This is a genomic window from Marivirga aurantiaca (assembly GCF_016679925.1).
In the GTDB taxonomy this organism is placed as follows: Bacteria; Bacteroidota; Bacteroidia; order Cytophagales; family Cyclobacteriaceae; genus Marivirga; species Marivirga aurantiaca.
This window is the reverse complement of the sequence record NZ_JAEQBW010000011.1, coordinates 77148-102983: the sequence shown is the minus strand read 5'-3', so window position 1 is coordinate 102983 and position 25836 is coordinate 77148. Positions and strand designations below refer to the sequence as shown.

Here is a 25836-nt window from a genome sequence, read left to right as displayed (position 1 = left end):
AAAAAAAGCACCGCAAATATTACGGTGCTTTTTGTCTAAAATTGATAATTAAAATATCTCTTAATCCAGCTTAACAGCTTCTATTTTATTTTCCTGCACCAAACTATTGAAGGTTTTTAAAGAATTATCTTTGATCTCATTCCACCTTGTTAAATGTTTATCAATTCTTTCTGTTACTTCTTTCTTAAATTCTATAGCCGACTCAGTAGGCGGATTGTCGCCCATAGCTGTTAAGGAATTCAAATGCCCCAACTTGTTGTTTAATCTCACCGGGTAATTCAGCGGGTCTTGTCCGCTCCTGTTTTTTGTTTGATATAAAGCTTCTTCAATAGTTTTTATATCTTCCAAAAGACTTTTTCCATAAGTTTGTATAGCCTCTTCATCTGTTTTGTTCAGCACATCATTTATTTGTGCCCGAACAATTCTTATATCCTTTACTGCTTGATTAGTTTCCGTTAGCTTTTCAATGACTTCATTCATGAACTCAAACTGAGCTTGTAAATCCTGCTTAGAAGCAGAAGATCGGGGGTCTTTTAAAATTTCAAAATTCTGATTTAGTTTTTCACCCTTTCTGATCAGGCTCACTGTATATTCTCCAGGCAAAGCTTTAGGTCCTTTTAAAGAAGCCCACCATAGTATCATTCCCTCAAAACCTTCGGCATCAGGATAATGCATGTCCCAAATAAACTGATTGCTGCCGGGCTTTACACTAAGCTTCGATTCTTTCTTCTCTTTATCAGGATGTGAAGTGAAACTGGCAATTTCTTTACCGGAAATCTCACTAAATACAAGCTTAACAGTATCTGCAGAGGAGGTATCATTAATAAAATAATGCACCATTACTCCTGATTGCATATTAGTACCGGCTGTTTTGGATTCCCCACTTCTTCCCCCAATTCTGTAGCTTGGCTTCGGCTGAAAAAGGAATGTTTCTGAATCAGCCATACTATTACTCAATTGATGTAGTACAGTTAAATCATCAATTAACCAAAATCCCCTTCCTTGAGTGGCTGCAATTAAGTGAAAATCTTTAATGGTTAAATCAGTAATAGGTACAATTGGCAGGTTTAGCTGAAAAGGCTTCCAGCTATCTCCATCATCAAAGGAAATATACATGCCACTTTCTGTTCCTGCATATAAAATTCCTTTTTTATTAGGGTCAGCCCTTACAACCCGGGTAAAATGTTCAGACGGAATACCTGTAGTTATTTTGGTCCAGCTTTTACCGTAATCTTTGGTTTTGTATAGATAAGGCTGATAATCTCCGGATTTATACAAAGTTCCTGCCACGTAAGCCCCACCTTTGGTGAAAGGGTCTGCATCAATGCTGTTGATCATCAGCCATTTGGGCATATCTTTAGGTGTTACATTTTCCCAATCGTCTCCGCCATTTTTTGTAATGTGAATCAAGCCATCATCGGAACCGGTCCAGATTACATTTTCCTCATAAGGAGATTCCACTGCTGCGAAAATGGTGCAATAATATTCCACGCTCGTATTATCTTTTGTGATAGGCCCTCCTGAAGAGCCTAATTTTGATGGGTCATTTCTGGTAAGGTCAGGGCTTATGGTCTTCCAGGTATGTCCTTCATCAGTGGAAACATGTAAATGATTGGAAGTAGTATAAATCTTATTCTTTTGGTGTGGGGAAAAGAAAATCGGGAAATTCCACTGGAAACGATATTTCATCTCTTCAGCTCCATGTCCCATTGGGTTATCAGGCCAAACATTTACAGCTCTTATTTCTTCCGTGTCATGATTGTACTTGGTCAGGAAACCATCATAGCTTCCGCCATAAACAATATTATCATTTTCCGGGTCAACAGTTAAATGGGCGCTTTCACTACCTGCTGTTTCTTCCCAGTCTCTTTCTCCTATTACTGATCCTGTGGTTCTGTGGGCAATCCGAACTGTAGAATTATCCTGTTGCGCGCCATAAATTCTGAAAGGAAAATGATTATCTGTAGTTACCCGATAAAACTGAGCAGTATTCTGGTTCATATAGGTGCTCCAGTTTTCTCCACCATCAAAGCTAACTTGGGCACCACCATCATCGGCCATAATCATTCGCTGATTGTCTTCAGGAGCAATCCATAGATCATGATGATCACCATGAGGGGCACGTGCAGCGGTGAAGGTTTTGCCACCATCTTTAGATTTGTGGTAATCTACATTGACTACATAAACTATATCTTCATCCTGTGTGTCGGCATAAATACGGGTATAATACCATGCTCTTTGTCGCAAGCTTCTATCGTCATTGGTTTTTTGCCAGGTTTTACCGGCATCATCCGATCTGTAAACGCCACCTTTGTCATTCTCTATGATAGCCCAAACTTTGTTGGAGTTTTTTGGTGATACAGTAATACCCGAAATACCCCAAACACCAGTTGGCAACCCCTTGTTTTCTGAAAGCTTTTCCCAGCTTTCTCCGCTGTCGGTTGATTTCCAAATATCGGAACCAGGCCCGCCACTGGAGAAGTTGTGAGGTGATCTTCGTACATTCCATGTGGAGGCGTACATGATGCGGGGGTTGTTGGGATCTAAAATCAAATCCACAGCTCCTGCATCGGCATTGGCGAATAGTTTACGTTGCCAGCTTTTGCCGCCATCAACAGATTTATAAACGCCTCTTTCTTCAGAGCTTTTGAAGATGTCGCCCATAACGGCTACATATAAAATATCCGGATTTTGCGGATGGATGCGGACCCTGCTGATATGGCGACTGTTTTTCAAACCTATTTGCTCCCAGTTTTTGCCTGCATCTACTGATTTCCACATACCGTAGCCAAATGACATATTACCTCTTACGGTTTTTTCGCCACCACCTACATAAATTACATTCGGGTCGCTTTCTGCCACGCTTACCGCACCAATTGAACCTCCAAAATGGCCATCAGAAATACTTTCCCAGGTACTTCCACCATCTTTAGTGCGCCAAACGCCACCACCGGTAGCACCCATATAATATAAATTGGGTTGACCGGGTACACCGGTAACAGCTGCAGACCTTCCGCCACGATAGGGGCCTATTCCGCGCCATTGCAGGGCATCATATAGTTTTTCTGAATAGCTGGTGGTTTTGTCTTTCGATTTTTTTTGACCGTGGGCCAGTTCGCTACAAATGAATAATGTGAGTGCGAGAAGAAGGAGTTTGATTTTTTGCATTGAGTTAATATTTTAATAAATGAATTACCATAAAACAGTAGGCTTAATACATGATTTGTATTTTCTCAACAGTGTGTAATCCCTTGCGGGTTGAATATAATCCATTTAGAAGTAACAGCCGAAGGAAATTTTATGAGTGGCGGATACTGAAGGAATATTGTAGCGAATAGGAGGGATTTGACAATCACACAATTGCCAAAGATTAGATAATTTGGTTCTACCACGATTTTAGATGGAGAACTACATTTAGGATACTCAAAATAAATAACGTATCAAGAATGCTCTGTTCGTTGTTACTTCTGCTACTTCGCAAGCTTCTTTACTTTCTTTTGACTTGACTCAAAAGAAACAAAAAGTTCCCGGTTGGCCGGGACAGGCATGGCTGTATTCATTTCTTAACGGCATTTTGGATTTCTAATTGGGAAACAAAAAAACTCCCTTCGGTCAAACATTTTGTTTCTTATCCAATTATAAATTCAAAATCCCTAAAACGAATAAGGCCAATCCTTTAAATAAACATCATAATTACCACTAACTTTATGGTAGTACCGATAATTTTAATCCTAAAAAAAGTGCTGAGTGTTGATTCAGTGCCTTTTCTAGTTTTTAGGGTATTGGTTTTAGCTAAGAACTGCTGCTAAACACTACTATTTTCTAGTATCCAGAACCTCTCTTCTCATTCTCAACTTCTCTTCATCTGATTTGCCGAAATCATTATTGTAGATCGCTGATTCCCATTCGCCATACATAGGGTTGGGCAACATAATAAAGTTGTACAACAATTCTTCCTTATTGTTATGCACTAGATCTTTGCCTAAATCTTCAGATCGACCAGCATACTCTTCACTGTAGTCCGTTAAATTATCACCTACATAAAGTAATACTATATGCTCTTCTTTTACTAGGTTTCTTCTCTCGGTTTTATCGCTTCCTGCTGTTCTTAACAGGAGGTGTTGCGCATCTGCGTTGGGAAGGTTTAGGCCTTTAAGATTCTCTAAAGTACTTTCAAAAACCACCGCTTTTCTGTTGGAAATATAAAAAATTTCCACTCCTAATTCTTTTGCATAGTTTAAGAAATCTACTGCTCCGGGAAGAGCTTTGGCGTTTGCTTCTTCGCACCACTCATTCCATGAGTCCGATGCATAAGTCTCCCCCTCAAGAAAAAGGCGTGCTTCATAAGGACTGTTATCCAAAACCGTTTCATCCAAATCTAAAATGACAGCTGGCTTTTTACCTTCGATCTTAAAGGTGTCCATTTTTAATGATAATAACATTTTACCATAACCGTATGCTTGTAAAAAAGTAGCATCCATCTCGGCTGATTTCTGAAACCACAGTGTAGCATTTCCTAATTGAGTGGATAATTCATTTTCAGCTTCTTTATAAGGTACAACTTTGGCTGTTTGGCAGGAAAAAAATACTATTGTTAACAGGTTTAAAAGAAGAGATTTTTGAAGTAAGCGCATAATATTTCGGTTTTCTGAAGATATGGCACAAAACTAAGTAAAATGCGATACAGAAGTTCAATACTCATAGAAATCTTCATCAAAAGTTTTACCGCTATGTTCCCCGTCTTTCAGCACCCTTATAACCATCCATATAAGTACAATAGGAGAAATGCCAAATAAGAGCGATATAATTGGGTAGGGGAAGTTGAATGCTATCGCCAGCAGGTAAAAAAACAACAGAAACGTTGTTAAGCTTAAAGGAAAAATCAACTTTCTCATATTTGTAAAAACACGAGGAAAGCTGAAAAGTTTGCCTAAGCGGAAGGTATTTTAAATGATTTTAATCAGTGTAAATTTATTGGAGACTCTTAATAAATACCTCAAAGTTCCTAAACTAAATAATACATTTGAAAAGATTGCCACGCATAATTCTGCCCTGAAGTCAGCATTCAATGCTCGCAATAACCAATGATGATCACCTTCTCAGAATTTTCTGATGCAGGAGTAAAATGTCCGTGATCTAATTAATATTTTAGCATGAGATACCGGAAAATTAAGACTTTTTGGGAAAGTAAGTCTTAATTTTCCGGCATGACGGCATTTTATAGCAATCGAACTCTGGTTATCAGGAGACCCAGGATAATCGCCTCCGCTAAGGCTACAGGAATTTCCGGGATGACACTTAGAATTAAAATCAAATACTCTGGCTGAACTGAGGTTTGTCCGATGCTTTATTTTGAATATTAGGATCGAACAAACTGCAAATATTCCTCACAAATAACATTCCTTTTTCTGTTACCGTAAGCGAGTAATTACCTAGTACTAATAAGCCGTCCTCTTCCATTGATTTGAGTTCTTCGGTAACATTTTCGAATAAATGGGTCAATAAAACAGAGCTCAGAAATGATGCTTTACCCAGGCAGCTTATTTTTTTCATGAGAGAAGCTATTTCGACCTCATGATCCGTTAAGTAATGACCTGTAATTAATGGAAGAACTCCCTCCATTATACTATCCTGGTACTTCTCTACCACCTTTTCATTTTGTGCAAAAGCTAATCCTGTGGAGCTGATAGAGGAGCAACCCAAGCCAATCATCAATTCATTTTTATCAGTAGTGTAGCCCATGAAATTACGATTAAGATAACCATCCTCTTTGGCTAAGCTTAACTCATCATCCGGCATAGCAAAATGATCCATTCCAATATTTACATAACCCATTGCATTGAGCTGGCTTTTGGCCTGCCAATACATATTTAATTTCAGTTCAGGATTGGGTAAATGGCTTTCATCATAGCCTCTTTGGCTTTTACTTTTCCATGGCACATGTGCATAGCTGTACAAAGCAATTCTTTCAGGTTTAAAATCCTTTACCTTTTCTATTGTATCTGCCAGGGTTTCGGCTGTTTGAAAAGGCAGCCCATAGATTAAGTCAAAATTGATGGAGTCATAGCCTAGCTCCCTTGACCATTTTACGACATTCTCAACATTTTCAATGGGCTGCATTCTATGAATGGCCTTTTGCACTACAGGATTAAAATCCTGAATACCGTATGAAACACGGTTGAAACCTAATTTGGCTAAGGTTTTCAGATGCTCATATTTTGTGTTGTTAGGGTGACCTTCAAAGCTAAAAGCATGATCTTTGGCTATTTCGGCCTTCTCTAATATGCCTGTTAACAAAGTTTCGAGCGTTTTCGGTGCAAAGAAAGTAGGAGTTCCGCCACCTAAGTGGAGATTTTTAATAACTGGTTTTTCTCCTATTGCTTCCACATAAAGCTCCCATTCAGCTGATAAAGCTGTGATGTATGGGTTTTCTAAAGAGTGATTTTTAGTGATACGTTTGTTGCATCCACAATATGTACACAGGCTTTCACAAAAAGGAAGATGAATATATAAACTGATCCCTTTTTCTTCTTGCTGGTAATAAGCTTCATTTACATGAAATAGCCATTTTTTCGGATCGGGGGCTGATTCCGTCCAATGTGGCACTGTAGGATAACTTGTATAGCGGGGGATGGCTTTGTTATATTTTTTAACTAGTTCGCTAATCATCTTTCTCTTTTTTAGTATACACAAAACTACTAGTGTGAGCGAAGGAAAACCCTGACTTAAGTCATGTATAAAGCTGATATTTTGAAGTGAGGAAATGGTAGGGGTATTTAAATAATTAAAGGGTAGAAAAATTAAAGACTCGTACGTACAGTGATATGAGAGGCGTGCCAAAATCTACATGGAAAAATGTGCATATGGAGGAATTTCTAGGCGAATGGTATAAATAAAGTATTGAAGGTCAGGTTATTCTGACCTTTGCAAAGTGATTCAGTGAAATCAGCACGGTTGATTAACTGAGTTTATTATATTAAATTAGTTTAAGAATAATTCCGAGGTGTCGACTTTAATAAAGGTGATTGACAGTCATTATAAGATTAATAAAAGCGTTATATATAAGTATGAGTGATGAAATGATCCAAAAGTATATTGCCTTGTTCAATGCTAAACAAACAAAAGAGATCTTATCTTCTATAGAGTTAAGTAAATATGTTGAATTTTTACATTTTACTCCAGATAAAATTGGAAGAGGAAATATATTAAATAAGTATAATAAATCTTATAAAATGTATTTTATAAGAAATCAAACGGGCCAATGTATTGGTGCAGTATTAGATATGTGTGAAGATTTACATTGGTACATTCTATCTAAATATAGAAAGAAAGGTCATTTAACTAGAGCTATGAAAGAAGATATATTACCACATTTATTCACTAAAAATAGAAATAATCAAAGTATAACAATATCAAGGGGTTTAGGGCCTAAACAATATAAAGCTTCTGAATCTGTAGCGGTAAATTTAGGTTTCAAGATTGATAAATTAGAAGATTGTATTATTGGTAATCTTTCAAAAGATGAATTTTATAAAAGTATAATTAAGGGTGAATTAAAAAATCAATACAAAACTACAGAATGCCCTAAACATCAACTGTAATCTAAATTTATTCCTCCAACTGAAATTGATAATAAGCGCAAAAAATTAATTATAACTTTTCAGTGCCCTTGAAGGTTCATAATAATTATCTATTAGATAAACCACTTCTTCATAATCTTAATTAAACACAGTCATTAACAAATCCTCAACAAATAGTATTTAGTTTGCCTGTAATTTTTATTTTTGCATCAAAATAAACGCTAATTATGGGAAGAGCATTTGAATACCGCAGAGCAGCCAAGGAAAAAAGGTGGGATAAGATGTCCCGTTTATTTCCAAGATTGGCCAAAACCATCACTATGGCAGCCAAAGAAGGAGGTACCGATCCGGAAATGAATGCTTCTTTGCGAACTGCCATTCAGAATGCCAAGGCACAAAACATGCCGAAAGACAATATTGATGCCGCTATCAAAAGAGCTACCGGAGCGGATGCCGAGGATTATATTGAAGTTACCTTTGAAGGAAAAGGGCCACATGGTGTATTGATATTTATAGAATGTGCCAGTGATAACAACAATAGAGTAGTAGCCAATATTAAATCATATTTCAACAAAGATAAAGTAGGAGCGGCCCTGGTGCCTAATGGCTCTCTTGAATTTATGTTTTCCCGAAATGCAGTTTTCGAATTTGAAAAGACTGACGAAATGGACATTGAAGAGCTTGAGCTGGAATTGATTGATGCCGGGATGGAGGAAATTGAAGAAAATGATGGGCATCTTTATGTGTATGGTGACTATACCAATTTTGGCACCTTGTCCAAAAAGCTGGAAGAACTTAACATAGATGTGAAAAATGCCTCTTTGAAAAGATTTGCCAATAACCCGGTAGAATTTACCGATGAGCAATTGGCAGATATAGAAAAACTCATTGATAAAATTGAAGAGGATGATGATGTGCAGGCGGTTTATACCAATATTGCTTAAAGTCTGCTCTCAACAATAAATTGAAGAGCCTCTTATTATTTAGAGGCTTTTTTCTTTTCTAACTGAAAATACAAATACATTAGCACATCATATTCTAAATACTTAATTTTAGCGCATCAAGACAAATAAACATGAACTATCCATTAAGCGATCGCATCAATAACATGTCCGAATCAGCCACTTTAGCAATGGCTGCCAAAGCAAGGGAATTAAAATCACAAGGGATTGATATCATCAGTCTGAGCTTAGGTGAGCCCGATTTTAAAACGCCCAAACATATTCAGGAAGCTGGAAAAGCTGCGATTGACAGCGGTAAATATTTTGCCTACCCACCAGTGTCAGGTTACCAGGATTTACGTGAAGCAATTGCTGCTAAATTGCAGAAAGAAAACAACATTCCCAGTTCAGCTGAACAAATTGTGGTTTCTAACGGAGCCAAACAGTCGCTTGCCAATGTAATGATGGCATTGCTTAACCCAGGTGATGAAGTAATTGTATTTGCTCCTTACTGGGTGAGTTATGCTGAATTAGTGAAATTGGCAGAAGCTACTCCGGTTTTTGTCACAGGTACTTTAGAAAATGATTTCAAGCCAACGGCTGAACAATTAAAAGCGGCTATCACACCTAAAACAAGAGCTGTTTTATATTCATCTCCATGCAATCCAACAGGAAGCGTTTTTAGTAAAGCAGAATTGGAAAGCATTGCGGAAGTAGTGAAAGCCCATGAAAATTTATTGGTGATATCTGATGAAATTTATGAGCATATTAATTTTGGCAATGAAGGCCATGTGAGCATAGGCTCTTTTCCGGGAATGGCGGAAAGAACCATTACAGTGAATGGTTTTTCCAAAGGATTCGCCATGACCGGATGGAGGGTAGGGTACATTTCTGCGCCTTTGCCAATTGCCAAAGCAGCTACCAAAATACAAGGGCAAATTACTTCCGGTAATTCCTCTATTGCACAACGTGCGGCATTGGCAGCCATTACTGAGGATTTAAAACCTACCTTTGAAATGACCAAAATCTATCAGAAACGTAGGGACATGATGCTTGATTTACTCAACCAAATGCCTGGGGTTATCACCAATGTGCCAACAGGAGCGTTTTATATTTTCCCGGATATCAGCAGTTTCTTTGGCAAGTCTGATGGTCAAACTATTATCAAAGATGCAGATGACCTGGCTATTTATATGTTGAACAAAGCCCATGTTTCTGTAGTAACAGGTGGTGCTTTTGGGGCTCCTGATTGCATCCGTATTTCCTATGCAGCTTCCGATGATGAATTGAAAGAAGCCATGATCAGAATGAAAAAAGTATTAAGTGAATTAAAATAATTTTTGTTGATTGCTGTTGACTTTGTCTGCAGTAATTAGAATTAAAGAAGTATTTCGTTTAGTCTTGATTCCTTCCTAAAAAACATGAGGATTCAATGCTATTAAGATAAGTCAACCTTCCTTCTCCCATCGGAGAAGGACAAAAGGTTGAGGTATCAATAAAAGCTTATCTTAATTGCATTGGAAGGATAAACAAAAAGGCTTTAAACTAAGCACCATAATTAGAATAAGTAAAATGTCATTACAATCCATAGAAGATATATTTAAGGCCTTTGACCGATTAAAGATATTGGTGATTGGTGATGTAATGATTGATTCCTATGTGTGGGGCAATGTTTCGAGGATATCGCCTGAAGCCCCTGTGCCGATTGTAAATGTAAAAAGCAGGGAAAAGAGATTGGGAGGAGCCGCCAATGTGGCTCTCAACCTTCAATCCTTGGGAGCGGAGCCTATATTATGTTCTGTTTTAGGAGATGATGATGACAGCGGGATTTTTATCAACTTGTTGGAAAAAAGGAGAATATCTTCCCGTGGATTGGTGAAAAGCAAAGACAGAATTACCACTGTAAAAGAAAGGGTGTTAGTGGGATCTCAGCATTTATTACGGGTAGATTCAGAATCGTTGAGCATACTCAATGCCGCTGAGGAGGAAAGCTTGCAGTTGCAAATCCTTCAATTATTACCTGAAGTGGATGCCGTTATTTTTGAAGATTACGACAAAGGAACCATCACGGCCTCCATTATTGAGCAAACTATCAAAGCTGCTAAAGAGCAGAAAGTTCCAACGATAGTAGATCCTAAAAGGAACAATTTCTTCCATTATAAAGGAGTGGACTTGTTCAAACCTAATTTGAAAGAACTGAAAGAGGGACTGAACACTATATTTGAACAGGATGATATGGTATCTTTACAGACCCAAACATCCCGCTTAAGGGAACTCTTGAATGCTGGTTTTGTAATGACTACCTTATCAGAAAAAGGAGTTTATATTCAAGGCGAAAAGGAAGATCATCTGGTCAGCGCTCACAAAAGGAGCATTTCTGATGTGTCCGGTGCCGGTGATACCGTAGTCAGTATAGCGGGATTATGTATGGCATTAAAATTATCTCCTTACTTTACAGCTTCTTTGGCTAATTTAGGTGGAGGAATAGTCTGTGAGGAATTAGGAGTAGTGCCAATTGGCAAGCAACGTTTGTTAGAAGAAGCTTTAAAGAACAAGCTCAAGCTGTGAGATTTTCTAGACTCAAAAATGAATTTGCAGAATGGCTGAACAATGCCATTTATAGTAGTAGAAATCCTGTTTTAAATACAGTTTCCTCTCTCAAAGCATTTATATGGTTAGCAGCCACTTTATTGCTTTTATACGTTTTTGGCTTTGATGTTGAGGAAAATGATCTGCAACAGATATTTTTAGCACTTGATGTAGTACTTTTCATTTACCTCTTAACTTTTGTTACCCGCTTTATTTATTCATTTCGAAGATATGAATTCCTGAAAAATCATATTTTGGAAAGTATTCTGATTGTTATTATAATAATTAATGGTGTTAGTAATTATTTCTTTGATAATAAGATCATAGGTTTTTTTATAGCTAATATGGAATTCAAAAGTTATGAAGATGCTTATTTGACCTTTATTACTTTCTTTTTCATAATAATTATTACTTATGAAATAATTCAAGCCAGTGCTCTTTTATCAACACTAAAGACCAGGCCGGCCCGTACCTTTATCTATAGTTTCATTTTATTAATATTATTGGGAACGGGTATGCTTATGTTACCTTCAATGACTGTAAAGGAGGGGTCAATGTCATTTATCGATGCTTTATTTACCTCAGTGAGTGCCAGTTGTGTTACAGGATTGATTGTAGTAGATACGGCTACTTACTTCACTTTAAAAGGGCAGTTTGTCATTTTGATTTTATTTCAGTTGGGTGGATTGGGTATCATCTCATTTGCTTCTTTCTTTGGAACATTTTTAAAGGCAGGTGTTGGGATTAAACAACAGCTGATGTTACAGGATTTTTTGATTAGTGAATCTTTATTCTCAGCCAAAGGGCTTTTAAGGAAAATTATTTTGATCACATTTATGGTTGAATTCATCTCCTTTATATTAATCTTCTTTACCTGGGGGGAGGATGTAGTTTTCACATCGGTAGGTCAGAAATTATTCTTTTCGGCTTTTCATGCAGTAAGTGCCTTTTGTAATGCAGGTTTCAGCCTTTTTTCCAATGGGTTGTTTGAAAATGGAGTGGCTAGCAGTTATGTCCTACACCTGGTAATAGCACTTACATTGATATTGGGCGGGCTTGGTTTTTCTGCCATGCAGGATTTATTCAGTATTTCCAGCTTGAGAGCAAGGTTAAAAAGCCCTTGGAAGGATTGGAAATTAAGTACAAAAATAGCAGTTTACACTTCTTTGGTTCTCCTTGCTTCAGGTATGTTAGTATTCTATTTATTGGAAAGGAATAACACTTTGGTAGAGCAAAACCTTTTGGAAGGAATGATTACCAGTTTTTTCCAATCGGCAACTGCCAGAACAGCCGGCTTTAATACAGTTGATTTTGGTGCTTTAAGAACACCTACTTTGATATTGATTGCTTTTTTAATGTTTATTGGTGCTTCTTCCGGTTCAGTAGGTGGGGGTATTAAAACCTCTACTTTTTATTTATTGATTACTTCAGTAATGGCCACTTTGAGAGGGAAGGCCAAAATTGAAATAGATAGAAAATTTATTCCCAAAGAGTTATTGTTTAAAGCGCTTTCGATTTTCTTTTTTGCAGCATCTATTAATTTGATCGCAATATTTACCCTTACAATTACGGATAGTAATATTGCATTGTCAGAGCTTATATTTGAGCAGGTTTCTGCCTTTGCCACAGTAGGCTTGAGCACCGGTATTACAGCGGATCTCTCTTTGGCAGGCAGAATTGTCATTATCCTTTCCATGTTTATTGGAAGGGTAGGTACGCTTACTTTTGCTTTGGCGTTAAGCAGTCGTACTTCTACCAAAGGTTATAAATATCCGAAAGCACATTTAATGGTAGGCTAAATACCTGTAATCCCTCACTGATTTGGGCATTTATTTTCGCCCCCACTTCTTTTTAATAACACATCCTTTTATGTCATATTGGCATAAGTTTAATTTTGGTGCTATTTTCGCTAAATGAGTCATATGATAGAAATTCCTTTTCATAAATATCAGGGAACCGGCAACGATTTTGTTATGGTGGATAACCGGAGTCAACTGATTGATAGAAATGACAAGCAATATGCCCGAAAGCTTTGCGATCGTAAATTTGGAATAGGTTCTGATGGCTTGATTCTGATAGAGAATCATAAGGGATACGATTTTGAAATGATATTCTTCAATCCTGATGGCTCACAAAGTATGTGCGGTAACGGTAGTAGATGTGCCGTTGTGTTTGCTCAGGCACTTGGTATCATTGAAAATCACACTACTTTCCTTTCCACTGATGGTGTACATACGGCTACTATTAACAATAACATTGTTAGCTTAAGTATGAAGGATGTACCCCCGGAGAAAACACAGGCTTTCCCGGAGCATTTCATCATTGACACAGGATCACCGCATTATGTTGTTTTCACGAGCAACTTAAATCAAAAGGCAGTGAAAGAAGAAGGGGCTTTTATTCGTTACAGTGAAGAGCATAAGGAAAAGGGCATCAATGTGAATTTTGTAGAAAAGTTGGGAAAGCACCAAATAGCCGTGCGGACCTATGAAAGAGGAGTGGAGGATGAAACTTTGTCCTGCGGCACAGGCGTTACAGCTTGTGCCATAGCGCATGTATTGCATGGCGGGATTTCACCAGTGCAAATTAGCACTCAAGGAGGCGATTTAACAGTGAAGTTCGATTTGGAAAACGGCACAGCCCGAAACGTTTTTTTAGAGGGCCCGGCAAAGAAAGTGTTTAGCGGACAAATCAACCTCTAAAAACCATAGATTTAGTAAAAAAGCGTGTAAATTAGCGCAAATTTTCAATTAATATTTGAATAAAGAATGTTTGATTATATAGCAAAAGGACTCACCAAAATGTTCGGAACAAAATCCGGCAGAGATATAAAAGAAGTACTACCCGTGGTAGAGCAGATTAATGCTGAATTTGCCAAATTAGCCGATTTATCTAACGATGAATTAAGGGATAGAACCACCCAGGTAAGCAACCGGATCGATGCTTACCTTAAAGAAATAGATGATCAGATAGCTGACCTTCATACGAAGGTGAATGAGAATAATGAGCTTGATTTGCACGAGAAGGAAGCGATTTTTAATGAAATTGACGCTTTGGAAGAGCAAAGGAATGTGAAGCTCGAAGAAGTACTTTTGGAAGTATTGCCGGAAACTTTTGCTATTGTAAAAGATACAGCAAGAAGGTTTATGCAAAACGAACAGTTGGAAGTGACCGCTTCCATGTTTGATAAGAAAATGGCCGGCAAATTTGAGCATGTTAATTTAAGTGGTGATAAGGCCATATGGAACAACTCATGGAAAGCAGCAGGTACTGATGTAACCTGGAATATGATGCATTATGATGTGCAGCTGATTGGTGGCGTAGTATTGCACAAAGGGAAAGTGGCTGAAATGGCCACAGGTGAAGGTAAAACTTTGGTGGCTACTTTACCTGCATTCTTGAATGCCTTAGCCAGAAGAGGTGTACATATTGTTACGGTAAATGATTACCTGGCAAAACGTGATGCAGAATGGATGGCTCCTATCTATCAATTTCATGGTATCTCTTGTAACTGTATTGATAATTTCAGACCTAATTCCCCGGAACGAAGAGAAGCTTATCAGTCGGATATTGTTTATGGAACCAATAACGAATTTGGATTTGATTACCTGCGTGATAATATGACACGTGAAACCAAGGAGTTGGTACAGGGAAAGCATCACTTTGCCATGATTGATGAGGTGGATTCAGTGTTGATTGATGAAGCACGTACTCCTTTGATTATTTCAGGACCGGTTCCAAAGGGAGATGTACATGAATTTCATGATATGAAACCCCGGGTGGAGAGATTGGTTGCTGAACAACGAAAAGTAGTGTCCCAATATCTATTGGATGCCAAGCGGTTGATAAAAGAAGGTAATGAGAAGGATGGCGGTCTGGCTCTTTTTAGAGCATTCCGTGGTTTCCCTAAACATAAGCCTTTGATTAAGTATTTGAGTGAGACTGGTATTCGCCAAATCTTGCAAAAAACAGAAAATATTTATTTGTCAGACAACTCCAAATTAATGCCCGAGGCTGATGAGCCATTGTTTTTTGTTATCGAGGAGAAAAACAACAACATAGACCTTACTGAAAAAGGAATTGATTTGATCACCAAAGATGGAGAAGATGAATCGTTCTTTATCCTCCCGGATATAGGTGTGGAAATAGCTAAAATTGAAAATGATTCTTCTCTTTCAGATACCGAGATTCTAAAAAATAAGGATGAAATCATTAAAGATTACGCCATCAAGGCAGAAAGAATCCACACCATTAACCAATTACTAAAAGCGTACTCATTATTTGAAAAAGATACTGAATATATTTTGGTAGACGGCAAAGTGAAAATTGTGGATGAGCAAACTGGCCGTGTGATGGAAGGTAGAAGATATTCTGACGGGTTGCACCAGGCCATTGAAGCAAAAGAGAATGTAAAGGTGGAAGATGCCACACAAACTTATGCTACAATCACTTTGCAGAACTACTTTAGAATGTATCATAAACTGGCAGGTATGACTGGTACTGCTGAAACTGAGGCAGGGGAACTATGGGACATCTACAAATTGGATGTAGTGGTTATTCCTACCAACAAACCAATTGTAAGAGACGATCGCCAGGATAAAGTATATAAAACTGTTCGTGAGAAATTTAATGCAGTTACTGAGGAAATTGTTGAAATGAGCAATGCCGGCAGGCCGGTACTGGTAGGTACTACCTCTGTAGAGATTTCTGAATTACTCAGCCGTATGTTGAACATGCGTAAAATAAAGCACCAGGTATTAAATGCCAAGCAACATGCCAGGGAAGCAGATGTAGTAGCTGAAGCCGGAAAGCCGGGTACAGTAACAATTGCTACCAACATGGCAGGTAGAGGTACGGATATTAAATTAACCCCGGAATCTAAAGCAGCAGGTGGTTTGGCCATTGTTGGTACAGAAAGACATGAATCACGTAGGGTAGACAGGCAGTTGAGAGGTCGTTCCGGCCGTCAGGGAGATCCTGGTTCTTCTCAGTTCTTTGTTTCTTTGGAAGATAACCTGATGAGGCTATTCGGATCTGACAGGATAGCCAAACTAATGGATAGAATGGGATTGGAAGAAGGTGAAGTAATTCAGCATTCTATGATTTCCAAATCCATTGAAAGGGCACAGAAGAAAGTAGAGGAGAACAACTTTGGAACCAGAAAGAGATTGCTGGAGTATGATGATGTAATGAATTCTCAGAGGGAAGTAATCTACGAGAGAAGGAGAAATGCATTATTTGGAGAGAGGTTACAGTTGGACATTATGAATATGATGTTTGATACCGCTGAAGATATCATTCTAAGTGCTAAGGCTGTAGATGGTTATGATAACCTGCGTTTATCAGTGTTGAGTACCCTAGGAATAGATTTTGATATTTCAGAGGAGGAATTCACCAAATCCAGCGAGCAGGAGCTTACCAGGAAACTGTATGACAAGGTATATGATTCCTACAAAGGGAAAAATGACCAGATCAGGCAAAAGGCTTTACCAATTCTTAAAGAAATCCATAAAACCAAAGGGGCTACAGTAGAGGATATCTTAATTCCTTTTACTGATAAGAAAAAACAAATTGGTGTGGCCACTAATCTTGAGAAAAATATCCAAACGGATGGTAAAGAGATGATTCTTTCAATGGAGAAGATTTCTACCCTTGCCATTATAGATGAGAACTGGAAAGAGCATTTAAGAGAAATGGATGACTTGAAGCAATCTGTTCAAAATGCTGTGTATGAGCAAAAAGATCCTTTATTGATTTATAAGTTTGAAGGGTTTGAATTGTTCAAGAGATTTATCGGAAAACTGAATGAAGATACTGTTTCCTTCCTGATGAAAATGGATTTACCGGTTCAGGACAGTAGTCAGGTGCAGGCCGCTAAAACTCAAAGGCAAAGACAACAGTTGCAGGAAAGTAAAGCGGAATCCAGCTCGGTATTAAGTGGAGGAGGCAACAGAAACCGACCGCCTGTAGAAAAGCAAATGCCTGTGAAATCCGAGAAAATTGTAGGTAGAAATGACCGGGTATCTGTTCAATACACTGATGGAAGCGTTAAGAAAGATGTGAAGTTCAAGACAGTAGAAGAGGATATTAAGAGCAATAAATGTGTATTATTAGATGGATAAGTTAAGAAATTTTATAGGGCTCGTAATGTTGGTCATTGTGGTATCTGCCTGCGCAACCACCTCAAAAACTTCCACGGCAAGCAAAAGCTTCTCGGATGATTTAAGCGAATTCCGACCTGAAGTAGACACCATAAATATGGATGAAAGTGAATTGTCGAATCAATTTCGGGAAACAAAGGAAAACATATCTCCTGAAAATGACGTGACATCTACTATTAATGAGAAATTGGAAATATTAGCAGAGAATAATGCTGAAACAAAATATGTGAATGGTTATGCCATCCAGATTTATAGTGGAAGCAGTAGTTCTGATGCTTATGCAGCCAGAGACACAGCTATGAATTTGTTACCCGAAATTAAAACAACAGTAGAGTATCAGCAGCCTGTCTATAAGGTAAGGGTTGGTAGTTTTACAGAAAGGCTGGAGGTACAAAGGACTTTGCTCAAATTGAAGCCGGAATTCCCAGGGGCTATTTCGGTGCCCACGAGAATAAGAGTGAATTGATATGGATTTAAAAGAACGCATCAAATCGTTGGCAAAGGCCCATTTTGAAGAAATAAAAGCAACAAGAGAGCATTTGCATGCACATCCTGAGCTTTCTTTTCAGGAACACGAAACTTCCAAATTTATTTCAAAGAAACTGAATGATTGGGGAATACCCCATCAAACAGGAGTGGCTGACAACGGTATTGTAGTTCTCATTAAGGGGAAAAACCCTGATAAAAAAGTAACAGCATTAAGAGCAGATATAGATGCCTTGCCTATTACAGAGCAAAATGATGTACCTTATAAAAGTACCAACATTGGTGTGATGCATGCTTGTGGTCATGATGTCCATACTTCATCTATGTTGGGTACTGCCAAGATTTTAAATGAACTTAAAGATCAATTTGAAGGGACATTTAAGTTGATTTTTCAACCTGCTGAGGAGAAATTCCCCGGAGGAGCTTCAATAATGATTAAAGAAGGCGTTTTGAAAAATCCTGAAGTGAATAATATTCTCGGCCAGCATGTAATGCCTTTGATCCCCGTAGGAAAAGTTGGTTTTAGGAGCGGAATGTATATGGCCAGTGCAGATGAATTATATGTGAAAGTGATTGGTAAAGGTGGACATGGTGCCATGCCGGAAATGAATGTAGATCCGGTTATCATTTCAGCACATATATTGGTAGCATTGCAGCAAATTGTAAGCAGGCATGCCAGCCCTAAAATACCATCGGTATTGTCTTTCGGTAAAGTGATTGCAGAAGGTGCCACCAATGTGATTCCTAATGAAGTTTATATAGAAGGAACATTCCGTACTTTGAATGAAGAATGGCGAGCTTCAGCCCATCAAAAGATGAAGAAAATGGCTGAAGGTATGGCTGAAAGTATGGGGGCTAAATGTGAATTTGAAATCCGTAAAGGGTATCCATTTTTAGTAAATGAACCCAAATTAACCGAGCGAACCAGGGAAAATGCAGTTAAATTTTTAGGGGAAGAAAATGTAGTGGATTTGGATTTGTGGCTTGCTGCTGAAGATTTTGCCTACTATTCCCAGGAAATAGATGCGTGTTTTTATAGATTAGGAGTAAGAAATGAAGAAAAAGGGATTACTTCCTCTGTTCATACCCCTACTTTTGATATTGATAGTGCTGCCCTGGAAACAGGTATGGGATTAATGAGCTGGCTGGCTATTCAGGAGCTCAAAGCCTGATGATATTTCAGGAAGAAGAGGAAGACTGTTTTTTTATTTATTCAAATAGCATCCTCAACTCATTTATTAGCTCAATTCTTACATCATCATTAATGGCAAGGGCCAGCATGATAGATAGCACCAGTCCAATGCTGGCGTAAAGTACATCTCTTCTTAAAAGCTTAGTTGCTTTTTTAATACTTTTAGATCGTTTACTTTTTCTTCTTTTGCTTAGTGCAATGACCAATTCCCTACCACCCAGTAAGCCTATGAAAACCCAGGTTGTACTAATGGGAATAGTACTGATTACTTTAAAATAGTAAAGAAGTAGGGCATAAATAAGATCTACAAGCGTAGCCGCCCGGACATCGGTAACACCGGATTTTTCGTTTACAATGCCTTGTATTTTATCTCCTTTCAAATAGAACAATACGCCCAGACCAATGAAAATAAACCCGGAAAAAGCTACAAATTGCCAGGCACTTAAGCTTCTTGGCAGGTAAACAGCAATATTTGCAGCATCTTGTGAAATCCAGATCGACCATAATGCTCCGCTTGTTATCCATTGCAAAGGCATCCACCATTTGGAAGGTTTACTTCCTTTAAAGTACCGGGAAACATATTTTGAAACCAAAAACCAGATAAGTATGGCGGATATAAAAGCAATTATGTAACCTGAAAAGCTTTTTGTAAGCACTTTGACTATGGAATCAGCCTGAGTTGAAAAAGCACTAAGCAGTAGCACTGAGGTAGAAACCGGCATCCGGAGTCTGGTAAGAATTAACAGCAGAATAGGAGCAGCCAACTGAAGGAAACTAAATGAAGAGGGAGCGACATCAAATCCTTTAGAAGCTAATCTTTGATGACTTACATCCCCATCAAAAACATACCAGCTATAAAAAACTGTTGCAAGAAATATAATACCTATGTACAGCCACAAAATCCACCATTTTTTCTTGCTGTTAGAGGCTATAAAAGTTCCGATAGTTTGAATGCTATCGTTGGCAATGGCAGAATATGCGGCCATACAAAACCCTAGCCACATGGCTATTTGAGGATAAGGAGTAACTATACCACACAGAAAAGTTAGAACAACAATTAGTATAAGAAATGTTTTTTCTTTCCGGGCCAGTTCAAAAAGAAAGTAAGCAATTTCAGATAATCTGTTTCTGTTGTATTTTTCGAATGTGTTTTTACTCATCCCCCTATTGGATTATTTTTGCTCATAAAGCTAGTGATACCTTTAGCAAAAAGAGGTTAAGTAATTATTAAGCTTTCGTTTACTAATTCTATAAAATCCGGAAAATGTTCATACGTTTGTGCAAAGAAGCCTGAATGTTAACTTAAAATGAATTCAGCATCTTAAAAATTCTTAACAATTGCTTCACGTTTAAAAGTATAGTTCTTGAGAAGTTTAAAGTAATTTTGTGTTTTCATTTAGCGCTATAAAATAATCGATACATTAAAAGGAAATATTGAAAATAATCGACTTAAGATTCTCAAGCGGTCTTTGCTGATATTTCTATCTATATTTTTATTCTTATTTTCAATTGATTTTATAGGCCACTCGTTCAAATTGCTTAACCGGGATATAGTTGATTCTATCCTAACATTGACCTCCAATCCATTTATAGGGCTGTTTATTGGGTTACTAATTACCGCAGTGATTCAAAGTAGTAGCACAAGTACTGCCATGATTGTGGCAGTGGTAGCTTCCGGTTCAATAGGTCTGTCTGAAGCAATACCAATGATCATGGGAGCCAATATTGGCACTACACTTACCAGTACATTAGTGTCGCTCAGTTTCATTACAAAAGGAAATGAGTTTAGGAAGGCCATTTCTGCAGGGGTTGTGCACGATTTCTTCAACATTTTTGTGGTTATTATACTTTTCCCTCTCGAATATTACTATGGTTTATTGTCAAATTTAGCTACAGGATTTTCCTCTCGTTTGGTGGGCACAACCTTTATTAATTTGCAAACAGAATTAAGCTATTCTGTATTCACTAAACCTATTATTACTTTTATAAGCGACTTATTCCCCTATCCTTTGGTTTTGGCAATAGTTGCTTTCTCTTTTTTGGCGATTTCTATTAAAGTACTTTCCAAATTTTTATACCGATCAATTACCGGAGGCTCAAAAGAAATATTGAAAAGATATTTTTTTGGCGGGCCATATAAATCATTCTTCTGGGGATTGTTCCTTACGGCAGGGGTGCAATCCAGCTCAGTTACTACTTCAGTGATCGTACCTTTTGTGGCCACCAGCAAGGTGAGTTTAAAGCAGGCTTTTACTTTTATTTTGGGAGCCAATATAGGTACTACCATTACAGCCCTGATAGCGGCAATATTTAAATCGGAGGCTGCAATAAGCATTGCCCTGGTTCATTTGTTCTTTAACCTGATAGGGGTTTTAATCTTTCTTCCTTTTCCCTGGCTAAGACAGCTGCCCGTTATTGTGGCCAAGGAATTCGGTAGAATGGCGATGAATTATCGGATTACAGGATTTGTTTATATTATCCTGACTTTTTTTATTATCCCTTTTCTGCTGATTTCATTTAATAATGAAAGTCAAACCAATAGGGAATTAACTTACAGGATTTCAACTGATGGAGTTGAAAATTCCTATTTTAAAAAAGTAACTATTAAGAGTACAGAAGGCAATCCATTAAGTCATTGGTTTGTATATGATGAATTAAGTACTAAAGAACAGGTGAAAAATACTCCTTCAAAAGTTTTTGAAGTTAGCCGTAAAAACAAAAGAATCATTTTTGATACATTGACATTCCGTGTCGGGAAGATAAATGATTGCCTGTCCGGATATGTAGGAAGTGTAGAGTATGAAATTTGTTTGAAAAACATTTCGAAAAATTTTTCCTTTAATGAAACTAAGCTGGATTCTTTGTATTTGTATGAAATGGTAAAACAGGATGGCAGTGGTTCAAGTACTCAATTTTTAATAGATGTGGAAAAAAATATTTTAGTGATGAAGGAGGTGTTTGTGAATGATTCATTAATTTATGAGGAAAGGATTATTCAGGTTAATCCTGCACTTTAAGCTTTCCTATTACAGTCAATCTTTCAAATACTTTTTCCGTATGTGGCGCATCTTTCAATTCAGCAGTTAAATCCTGGCCTGCCCAGTGTTCATAATGTGTCCCATTTCTCCATAATTTCGAATCAGTAACATCATAGATAATACCTTTATAAGCAATCCAGATGTCAGGTTTGTCCTGGCCATTTCTTAATGCCAGTTGTTGCAGAGTGAATACTTGATTTTTTAGCATATTTCATACAAATTTATAAACATTGTCATGAAAGCACGCATAAACCTTATTTCTGTCTAATTTATTTATTTATATTGGCCGGATGAATGTGGATGAAGTAACATTGAATTTCAATGCAGAGGGTTTGTTATTGCTCAACTTCCTGCTTGCCTTTATTATGTTTGGGGTGGCGTTGGATCTAAAATTAGCAGATTTTAAGAGAGTTATATACAACCCGAAGGCTTCTGCCGTTGGGTTGATTTCTCAATGGCTGGTACTTCCTTTAATTACTATGGTCCTCATATTTCTATTTGATCCCCAGCCTAGCATTGCCCTTGGAATGGTTCTGGTAGCTGTTTGTCCGGGAGGCAATGTGAGTAATTTTGTGAGTAAGTTAGCCGGGGCCAACACCGCTCTTTCAGTAAGCCTAACAGCTTTAACTACCTCAGCTGCCATTTTTATGACTCCTCTGAGCTTTGCTTTTTGGGCTTCTTTTCTTAGCGAAACTTCCAGTCTGCAAAGTAGTATTTCCATCAATGTATGGGATATGTTCTATACCATTATTATTTTAATAGTAGTCCCGGTGGCAATTGGTTTGTTATTCAATCATTATTTTCCTGCTTTGACCAACCGGATCAAGAAACCGATTAATGTTGCTTCAATTCTGTTCTTTGCTATTTTTGTAGTGATAGCATTCATGAAAAACGCTAATTATTTTATTGAGTACATTCATATTATTTTCGTAATTGTATTATTTCATAATGGCCTGGCCTTTTTAGCAGGGTTTTGGATAGGGAAATTGTTCGGGTTGGAACTGAGTGATCAAAAAGCTATTTCCATTGAGACAGGCATACAAAATTCAGGACTAGGCCTGGTACTTATATTCAATTTCTTTGATGGAATTGGAGGGATGGCTATAGTGGCTGGTTGGTGGGGTATCTGGCATATTCTTGCAGGGCTTTCCATGGCATACTATTGGTCAGGGAAAAGAATGTTTGCTTCCTAGAAAGTGTTGCTCCGGTTCTTGTTTGAGTTTCCTAAATCACGATTGGCTCCGCAATAAGCATATTAGGACCTGCTTTGTATCCCGGCCAAGCCCGGTACTGACCTTTGGTCTGACCTAAGTGCTGCTTTTGTGGGATTACATTTTAGCCTCACCCCAAGCCCACTCCAATAGAGAGGGAGTTCGGTAAAGCTAAGCTTTACGGCATTCATCTTTTCTCCGACCTTTATCATCTAACAGGAGCTGCTTCCATTTGTCTGTCAATTAGCACCACAGATCGCCAAGGTTCGTGTCTCCACGAAACATTCTGCTTGCTGATTGGAAAGGCAATCACTAATGACAGATAATTGAGGTTGACAACAAATAATCCAACGCTCGTCTGTGAGGGCACAGTACGAAGGCGAGCAGGGCAGTCAGCGGAAAGGTTCAATACATTTTACTCACCAATATTTCATAGATCGCCAAGTTTCGTGAAGACACGAAACTTTTCCGTTAAAAGCTACGATTCAGTAAGGCCACAAAATAGTTACAATCAGCACTTATGGCTCAATCAATAAGCATATGCCTTACCTGATAAGAGATTTCAGTTCATCAACAATTTCTTTTTCTTGTTTTAATAGTTGCTTATTTCTAAACAGTAGGTAATGATTTTTGATTTTTTTCCTCAGATACTCTACTTCATAATAAATAACTGAAAATAGTGGCAAAGAAAAGACAACCAATCCTCCAATTATCCAGTCAAAAATCAAACTTAAAATTATCCACAGCAGGCCATAATAAATAGGGTAAAGAAAAGTGGAAACACCTACACGCAAAGAAATATGCCAGGTAGGATCTTTCACTCCTTTAATTATTTTATTTTCTATTATGTATTCAGGAATCGCATTAATTGTTTTAGCAATCAACCAAAATGGGAAACCCAGGATTAATCCCACTAATTGTATAATGAGAATCAATATGTTTGGTTTCACTATTTGAAAATCTTCAGTTAAGCCAACGCTTCTTGCCTGCTGGAAAAAATCAATTACCTTCTTCTTTAAAGAAATTAATTTAGTCTCATTGTCTACTAATTGTAATCTGATTTTCTCTAAACAGTCATTTTCTGCATGGACTAATGATTTCACATTTGATGACAAATCATGGGCATAAGGTTTTAATAGTTGCCTCAATTGCTCGAAAAGAGGGTATTCTTCTTTCCATTTAATATCCAGTATCTCTTTTTCAATACCTTCCCTTATTTGATCTGTCAGCTCTTTAAAGGCTTTCTGAGGATTCTCTTTGTACATCTCCTTGTAAGGCAGTACTGAAAATGGTTCACCATAATGAATGTAGACATCGTGCCAGCGTTCTGCATGGTTTTCATAATGCAAGCCAACAGGAATTATAGACAAATCCAATTGAAAATCATTTCTCTCTTCAGCCATTATGGCAATTCTTGCGGCTCCTTTTTGTAGAGGTCTTAAACTTCTTTCAATGGCATGGTTACCCTCAGGGAATAAAGCTACTACTCCTTTTTGATCAAATACCTGAAAACATTTTTCAAAAACAGTATCATTTTGCGAAACATTGCTCAGACCATCTCTTTTTCTATAAATAGGTAACAGCCGTATCAGGTCGAGTGCAATCTTCGCAAATTTGGATTTAAAAATATCAGCACGCACCAATATATATGGATTGGCTTTATAAGCAGTAATTCCCATGAGAATACCATCCATAAAAGTACTTTGATGGTTGGCTACAAAGAGTGCAGGCTTGGCATTTTTCACTTTCGGATAGCCTGTAATGATAATGTGTCTGAAACCAAAGGCATATGCGGCAGACACTAACCTTCTCATGCCTCTGAAGATTAATTTTTTTACTTGGTAGATCATTCGAATTTTTTGTTCAGCCGCAAATATAATAATTTAATTCATTGTCCGATTTTGAAAATATCTTGTACAGATACGTACAGTTTCCTTTTGATTTACGTCTCTATATCATAGAAATAGACATTTCGTCATTTGGCATTCATTTTGGCTTTATATTATAAAATACTAATTATGAGAAGAAGACTAGAAAGATCGAACGATAGAATAATTGCAGGTGTATGCGGAGGAATAGCCAATCATCTGGGTTGGGATCCAACTAAAGTACGTTTACTTTATATTTTACTCTCAATCCTTAGTATAGGATTTCCCGGGATTTTGGTATACATCATATTATGGCTTGTGATGCCAAAGCAAGGAATGATTTAATCCCTTTTATTTATTTCCCTGAGATGCTGAATATCTAATAAATCTTTGGGTCTTGCAGCTCTTTTTTTATTTTCAATAAGATCCGAGAGTTGTAAAAACTGTCTATGTTTTCTTTCCAGATTTTATTCATTTCTGTGAATTATAACTTCAAAGTTATTTTTGTTTCGGTTCTTATCCTTTTCAAATTTAGTAGGGAAATCTTTCATCCATTCACTCAATTCCAGGAAGGCATAAAAACGGTCTATAGGAGCCAATTTGAGAAAGGCTTCTCTTTGCTGTTTGTTACTTTCTTCTTTACTTTGAAATCGCATTTCCATATTGCAATATACGGATTATGAATAAGTTGTTCGTTTTTTAACATCTTCGAAATGGTTTCTTTACCGAATAAACAAATACAAAAAAGCCCGGACCATTGGTCCGGGCTG

At 37.6% G+C, this 25836-nt stretch carries 19 protein-coding genes; 12 read left to right on the top strand and 7 right to left on the bottom strand.

The window, feature by feature from the left end:
• Positions 1–60: 60 nt before the first annotated feature.
• The 3 genes from JKA74_RS17540 to hemN form a co-directional block, all read right to left on the bottom strand.
• Positions 61–3168, bottom strand: a complete 3108-nt coding sequence (locus JKA74_RS17540; protein ID WP_201432532.1) for a WD40/YVTN/BNR-like repeat-containing protein — start codon at positions 3166–3168, stop codon at positions 61–63.
• Positions 3169–3815: 647 nt separating this feature from the next.
• Positions 3816–4634 (bottom strand): 5'-nucleotidase, lipoprotein e(P4) family, encoded by an 819-nt coding sequence (locus JKA74_RS17535; RefSeq protein WP_201432531.1) that lies wholly within the window; start codon positions 4632–4634, stop codon positions 3816–3818.
• 676 nt (positions 4635–5310) lie between these two features.
• Positions 5311–6669 (bottom strand): oxygen-independent coproporphyrinogen III oxidase, encoded by a 1359-nt coding sequence (gene hemN, locus JKA74_RS17530; protein WP_236587891.1) that lies wholly within the window; start codon positions 6667–6669, stop codon positions 5311–5313.
• 356 nt (positions 6670–7025) lie between these two features.
• On the opposite strand from hemN, the gene JKA74_RS17525 reads away from it, so the two are divergent.
• The 9 genes from JKA74_RS17525 to JKA74_RS17485 all read left to right on the top strand — a co-directional run bounded on the left by JKA74_RS17525 (position 7026) and on the right by JKA74_RS17485 (position 18929).
• Positions 7026–7601, top strand: coding sequence for a hypothetical protein (locus JKA74_RS17525; RefSeq protein WP_236587889.1), 576 nt, complete (start codon positions 7026–7028; stop codon positions 7599–7601).
• 206 nt (positions 7602–7807) lie between these two features.
• Positions 7808–8524 carry a YebC/PmpR family DNA-binding transcriptional regulator gene (locus tag JKA74_RS17520; RefSeq protein WP_201432529.1) on the top strand — a complete coding sequence of 239 codons (717 nt, stop codon included), beginning with the start codon at positions 7808–7810 and terminating at the stop codon, positions 8522–8524.
• Between the two features lie 131 nt (positions 8525–8655).
• Positions 8656–9858: a pyridoxal phosphate-dependent aminotransferase gene (locus JKA74_RS17515; protein WP_201432528.1), complete on the top strand. Its 1203-nt coding sequence runs from the start codon at positions 8656–8658 to the stop codon at positions 9856–9858.
• A 235-nt stretch (positions 9859–10093) separates the two neighbouring features.
• Positions 10094–11089: a bifunctional heptose 7-phosphate kinase/heptose 1-phosphate adenyltransferase gene (locus JKA74_RS17510; RefSeq protein WP_201432527.1), complete on the top strand. Its 996-nt coding sequence runs from the start codon at positions 10094–10096 to the stop codon at positions 11087–11089.
• Positions 11086–12909: a TrkH family potassium uptake protein gene (locus JKA74_RS17505; RefSeq protein WP_201432526.1), complete on the top strand. Its 1824-nt coding sequence runs from the start codon at positions 11086–11088 to the stop codon at positions 12907–12909. Before JKA74_RS17510 ends, JKA74_RS17505 begins: the two co-directional genes overlap by 4 nt.
• 123 nt (positions 12910–13032) lie before the next feature.
• Positions 13033–13812, top strand: a complete 780-nt coding sequence (gene dapF / locus JKA74_RS17500; RefSeq protein WP_236587887.1) for a diaminopimelate epimerase — start codon at positions 13033–13035, stop codon at positions 13810–13812.
• Positions 13813–13878: 66 nt separating this feature from the next.
• Positions 13879–17232: a preprotein translocase subunit SecA gene (gene secA, locus JKA74_RS17495; protein ID WP_201432525.1), complete on the top strand. Its 3354-nt coding sequence runs from the start codon at positions 13879–13881 to the stop codon at positions 17230–17232.
• Complete coding sequence (locus JKA74_RS17490) at positions 17225–17737, top strand: SPOR domain-containing protein (protein WP_201432524.1); 513 nt, start codon at positions 17225–17227, stop codon at positions 17735–17737. The genes secA and JKA74_RS17490 overlap by 8 nt, the downstream gene beginning before the upstream one ends.
• Position 17738: 1 nt before the next feature.
• A complete protein-coding gene (locus JKA74_RS17485; RefSeq protein WP_201432523.1) occupies positions 17739–18929 on the top strand; it encodes a M20 metallopeptidase family protein in 1191 nt (396 codons plus the stop codon).
• 37 nt (positions 18930–18966) lie between these two features.
• Here the strand turns inward: JKA74_RS17485 and JKA74_RS17480 are convergent, their stop codons facing one another.
• The gene (locus JKA74_RS17480; RefSeq protein ID WP_201432522.1) at positions 18967–20109 is read right to left on the bottom strand and encodes a hypothetical protein; all 1143 of its coding nucleotides are present in this window, start codon (positions 20107–20109) and stop codon (positions 18967–18969) included.
• Between the two features lie 375 nt (positions 20110–20484).
• Between JKA74_RS17480 and JKA74_RS17475 the strand changes: the two genes are divergently transcribed.
• On the top strand, positions 20485–21966 hold the full coding sequence (locus tag JKA74_RS17475) for a Na/Pi symporter (protein WP_236587886.1): 1482 nt from the start codon (positions 20485–20487) through the stop codon (positions 21964–21966).
• Here the strand turns inward: JKA74_RS17475 and JKA74_RS17470 are convergent.
• Positions 21950–22195, bottom strand: coding sequence for a cytochrome b5 domain-containing protein (locus JKA74_RS17470; protein ID WP_201432521.1), 246 nt, complete (start codon positions 22193–22195; stop codon positions 21950–21952). The two genes, JKA74_RS17475 and JKA74_RS17470, sit on opposite strands and share 17 nt — an antisense overlap.
• A gap of 82 nt (positions 22196–22277) precedes the next feature.
• On the opposite strand from JKA74_RS17470, the gene JKA74_RS17465 reads away from it, so the two are divergent.
• A complete protein-coding gene (locus JKA74_RS17465; RefSeq protein WP_201432520.1) occupies positions 22278–23180 on the top strand; it encodes a bile acid:sodium symporter family protein in 903 nt (300 codons plus the stop codon).
• A 563-nt stretch (positions 23181–23743) separates the two neighbouring features.
• Here the strand turns inward: JKA74_RS17465 and JKA74_RS17460 are convergent.
• Positions 23744–25048, bottom strand: coding sequence for a 1-acyl-sn-glycerol-3-phosphate acyltransferase (locus JKA74_RS17460; RefSeq protein WP_236587884.1), 1305 nt, complete (start codon positions 25046–25048; stop codon positions 23744–23746).
• A gap of 168 nt (positions 25049–25216) precedes the next feature.
• Here JKA74_RS17460 and JKA74_RS17455 point away from each other — a divergent pair, with 168 nt between their 5' ends.
• Entirely contained in the window at positions 25217–25411 is a 195-nt protein-coding gene (locus tag JKA74_RS17455; protein ID WP_201432518.1) for a PspC domain-containing protein, read from the top strand.
• Positions 25412–25533: 122 nt separating this feature from the next.
• On the opposite strand, the gene JKA74_RS17450 is transcribed toward JKA74_RS17455, so the two are convergent.
• Complete coding sequence (locus JKA74_RS17450) at positions 25534–25722, bottom strand: hypothetical protein (RefSeq protein WP_201432517.1); 189 nt, start codon at positions 25720–25722, stop codon at positions 25534–25536.
• Between the last annotated feature and the right edge of the window lie 114 nt (positions 25723–25836).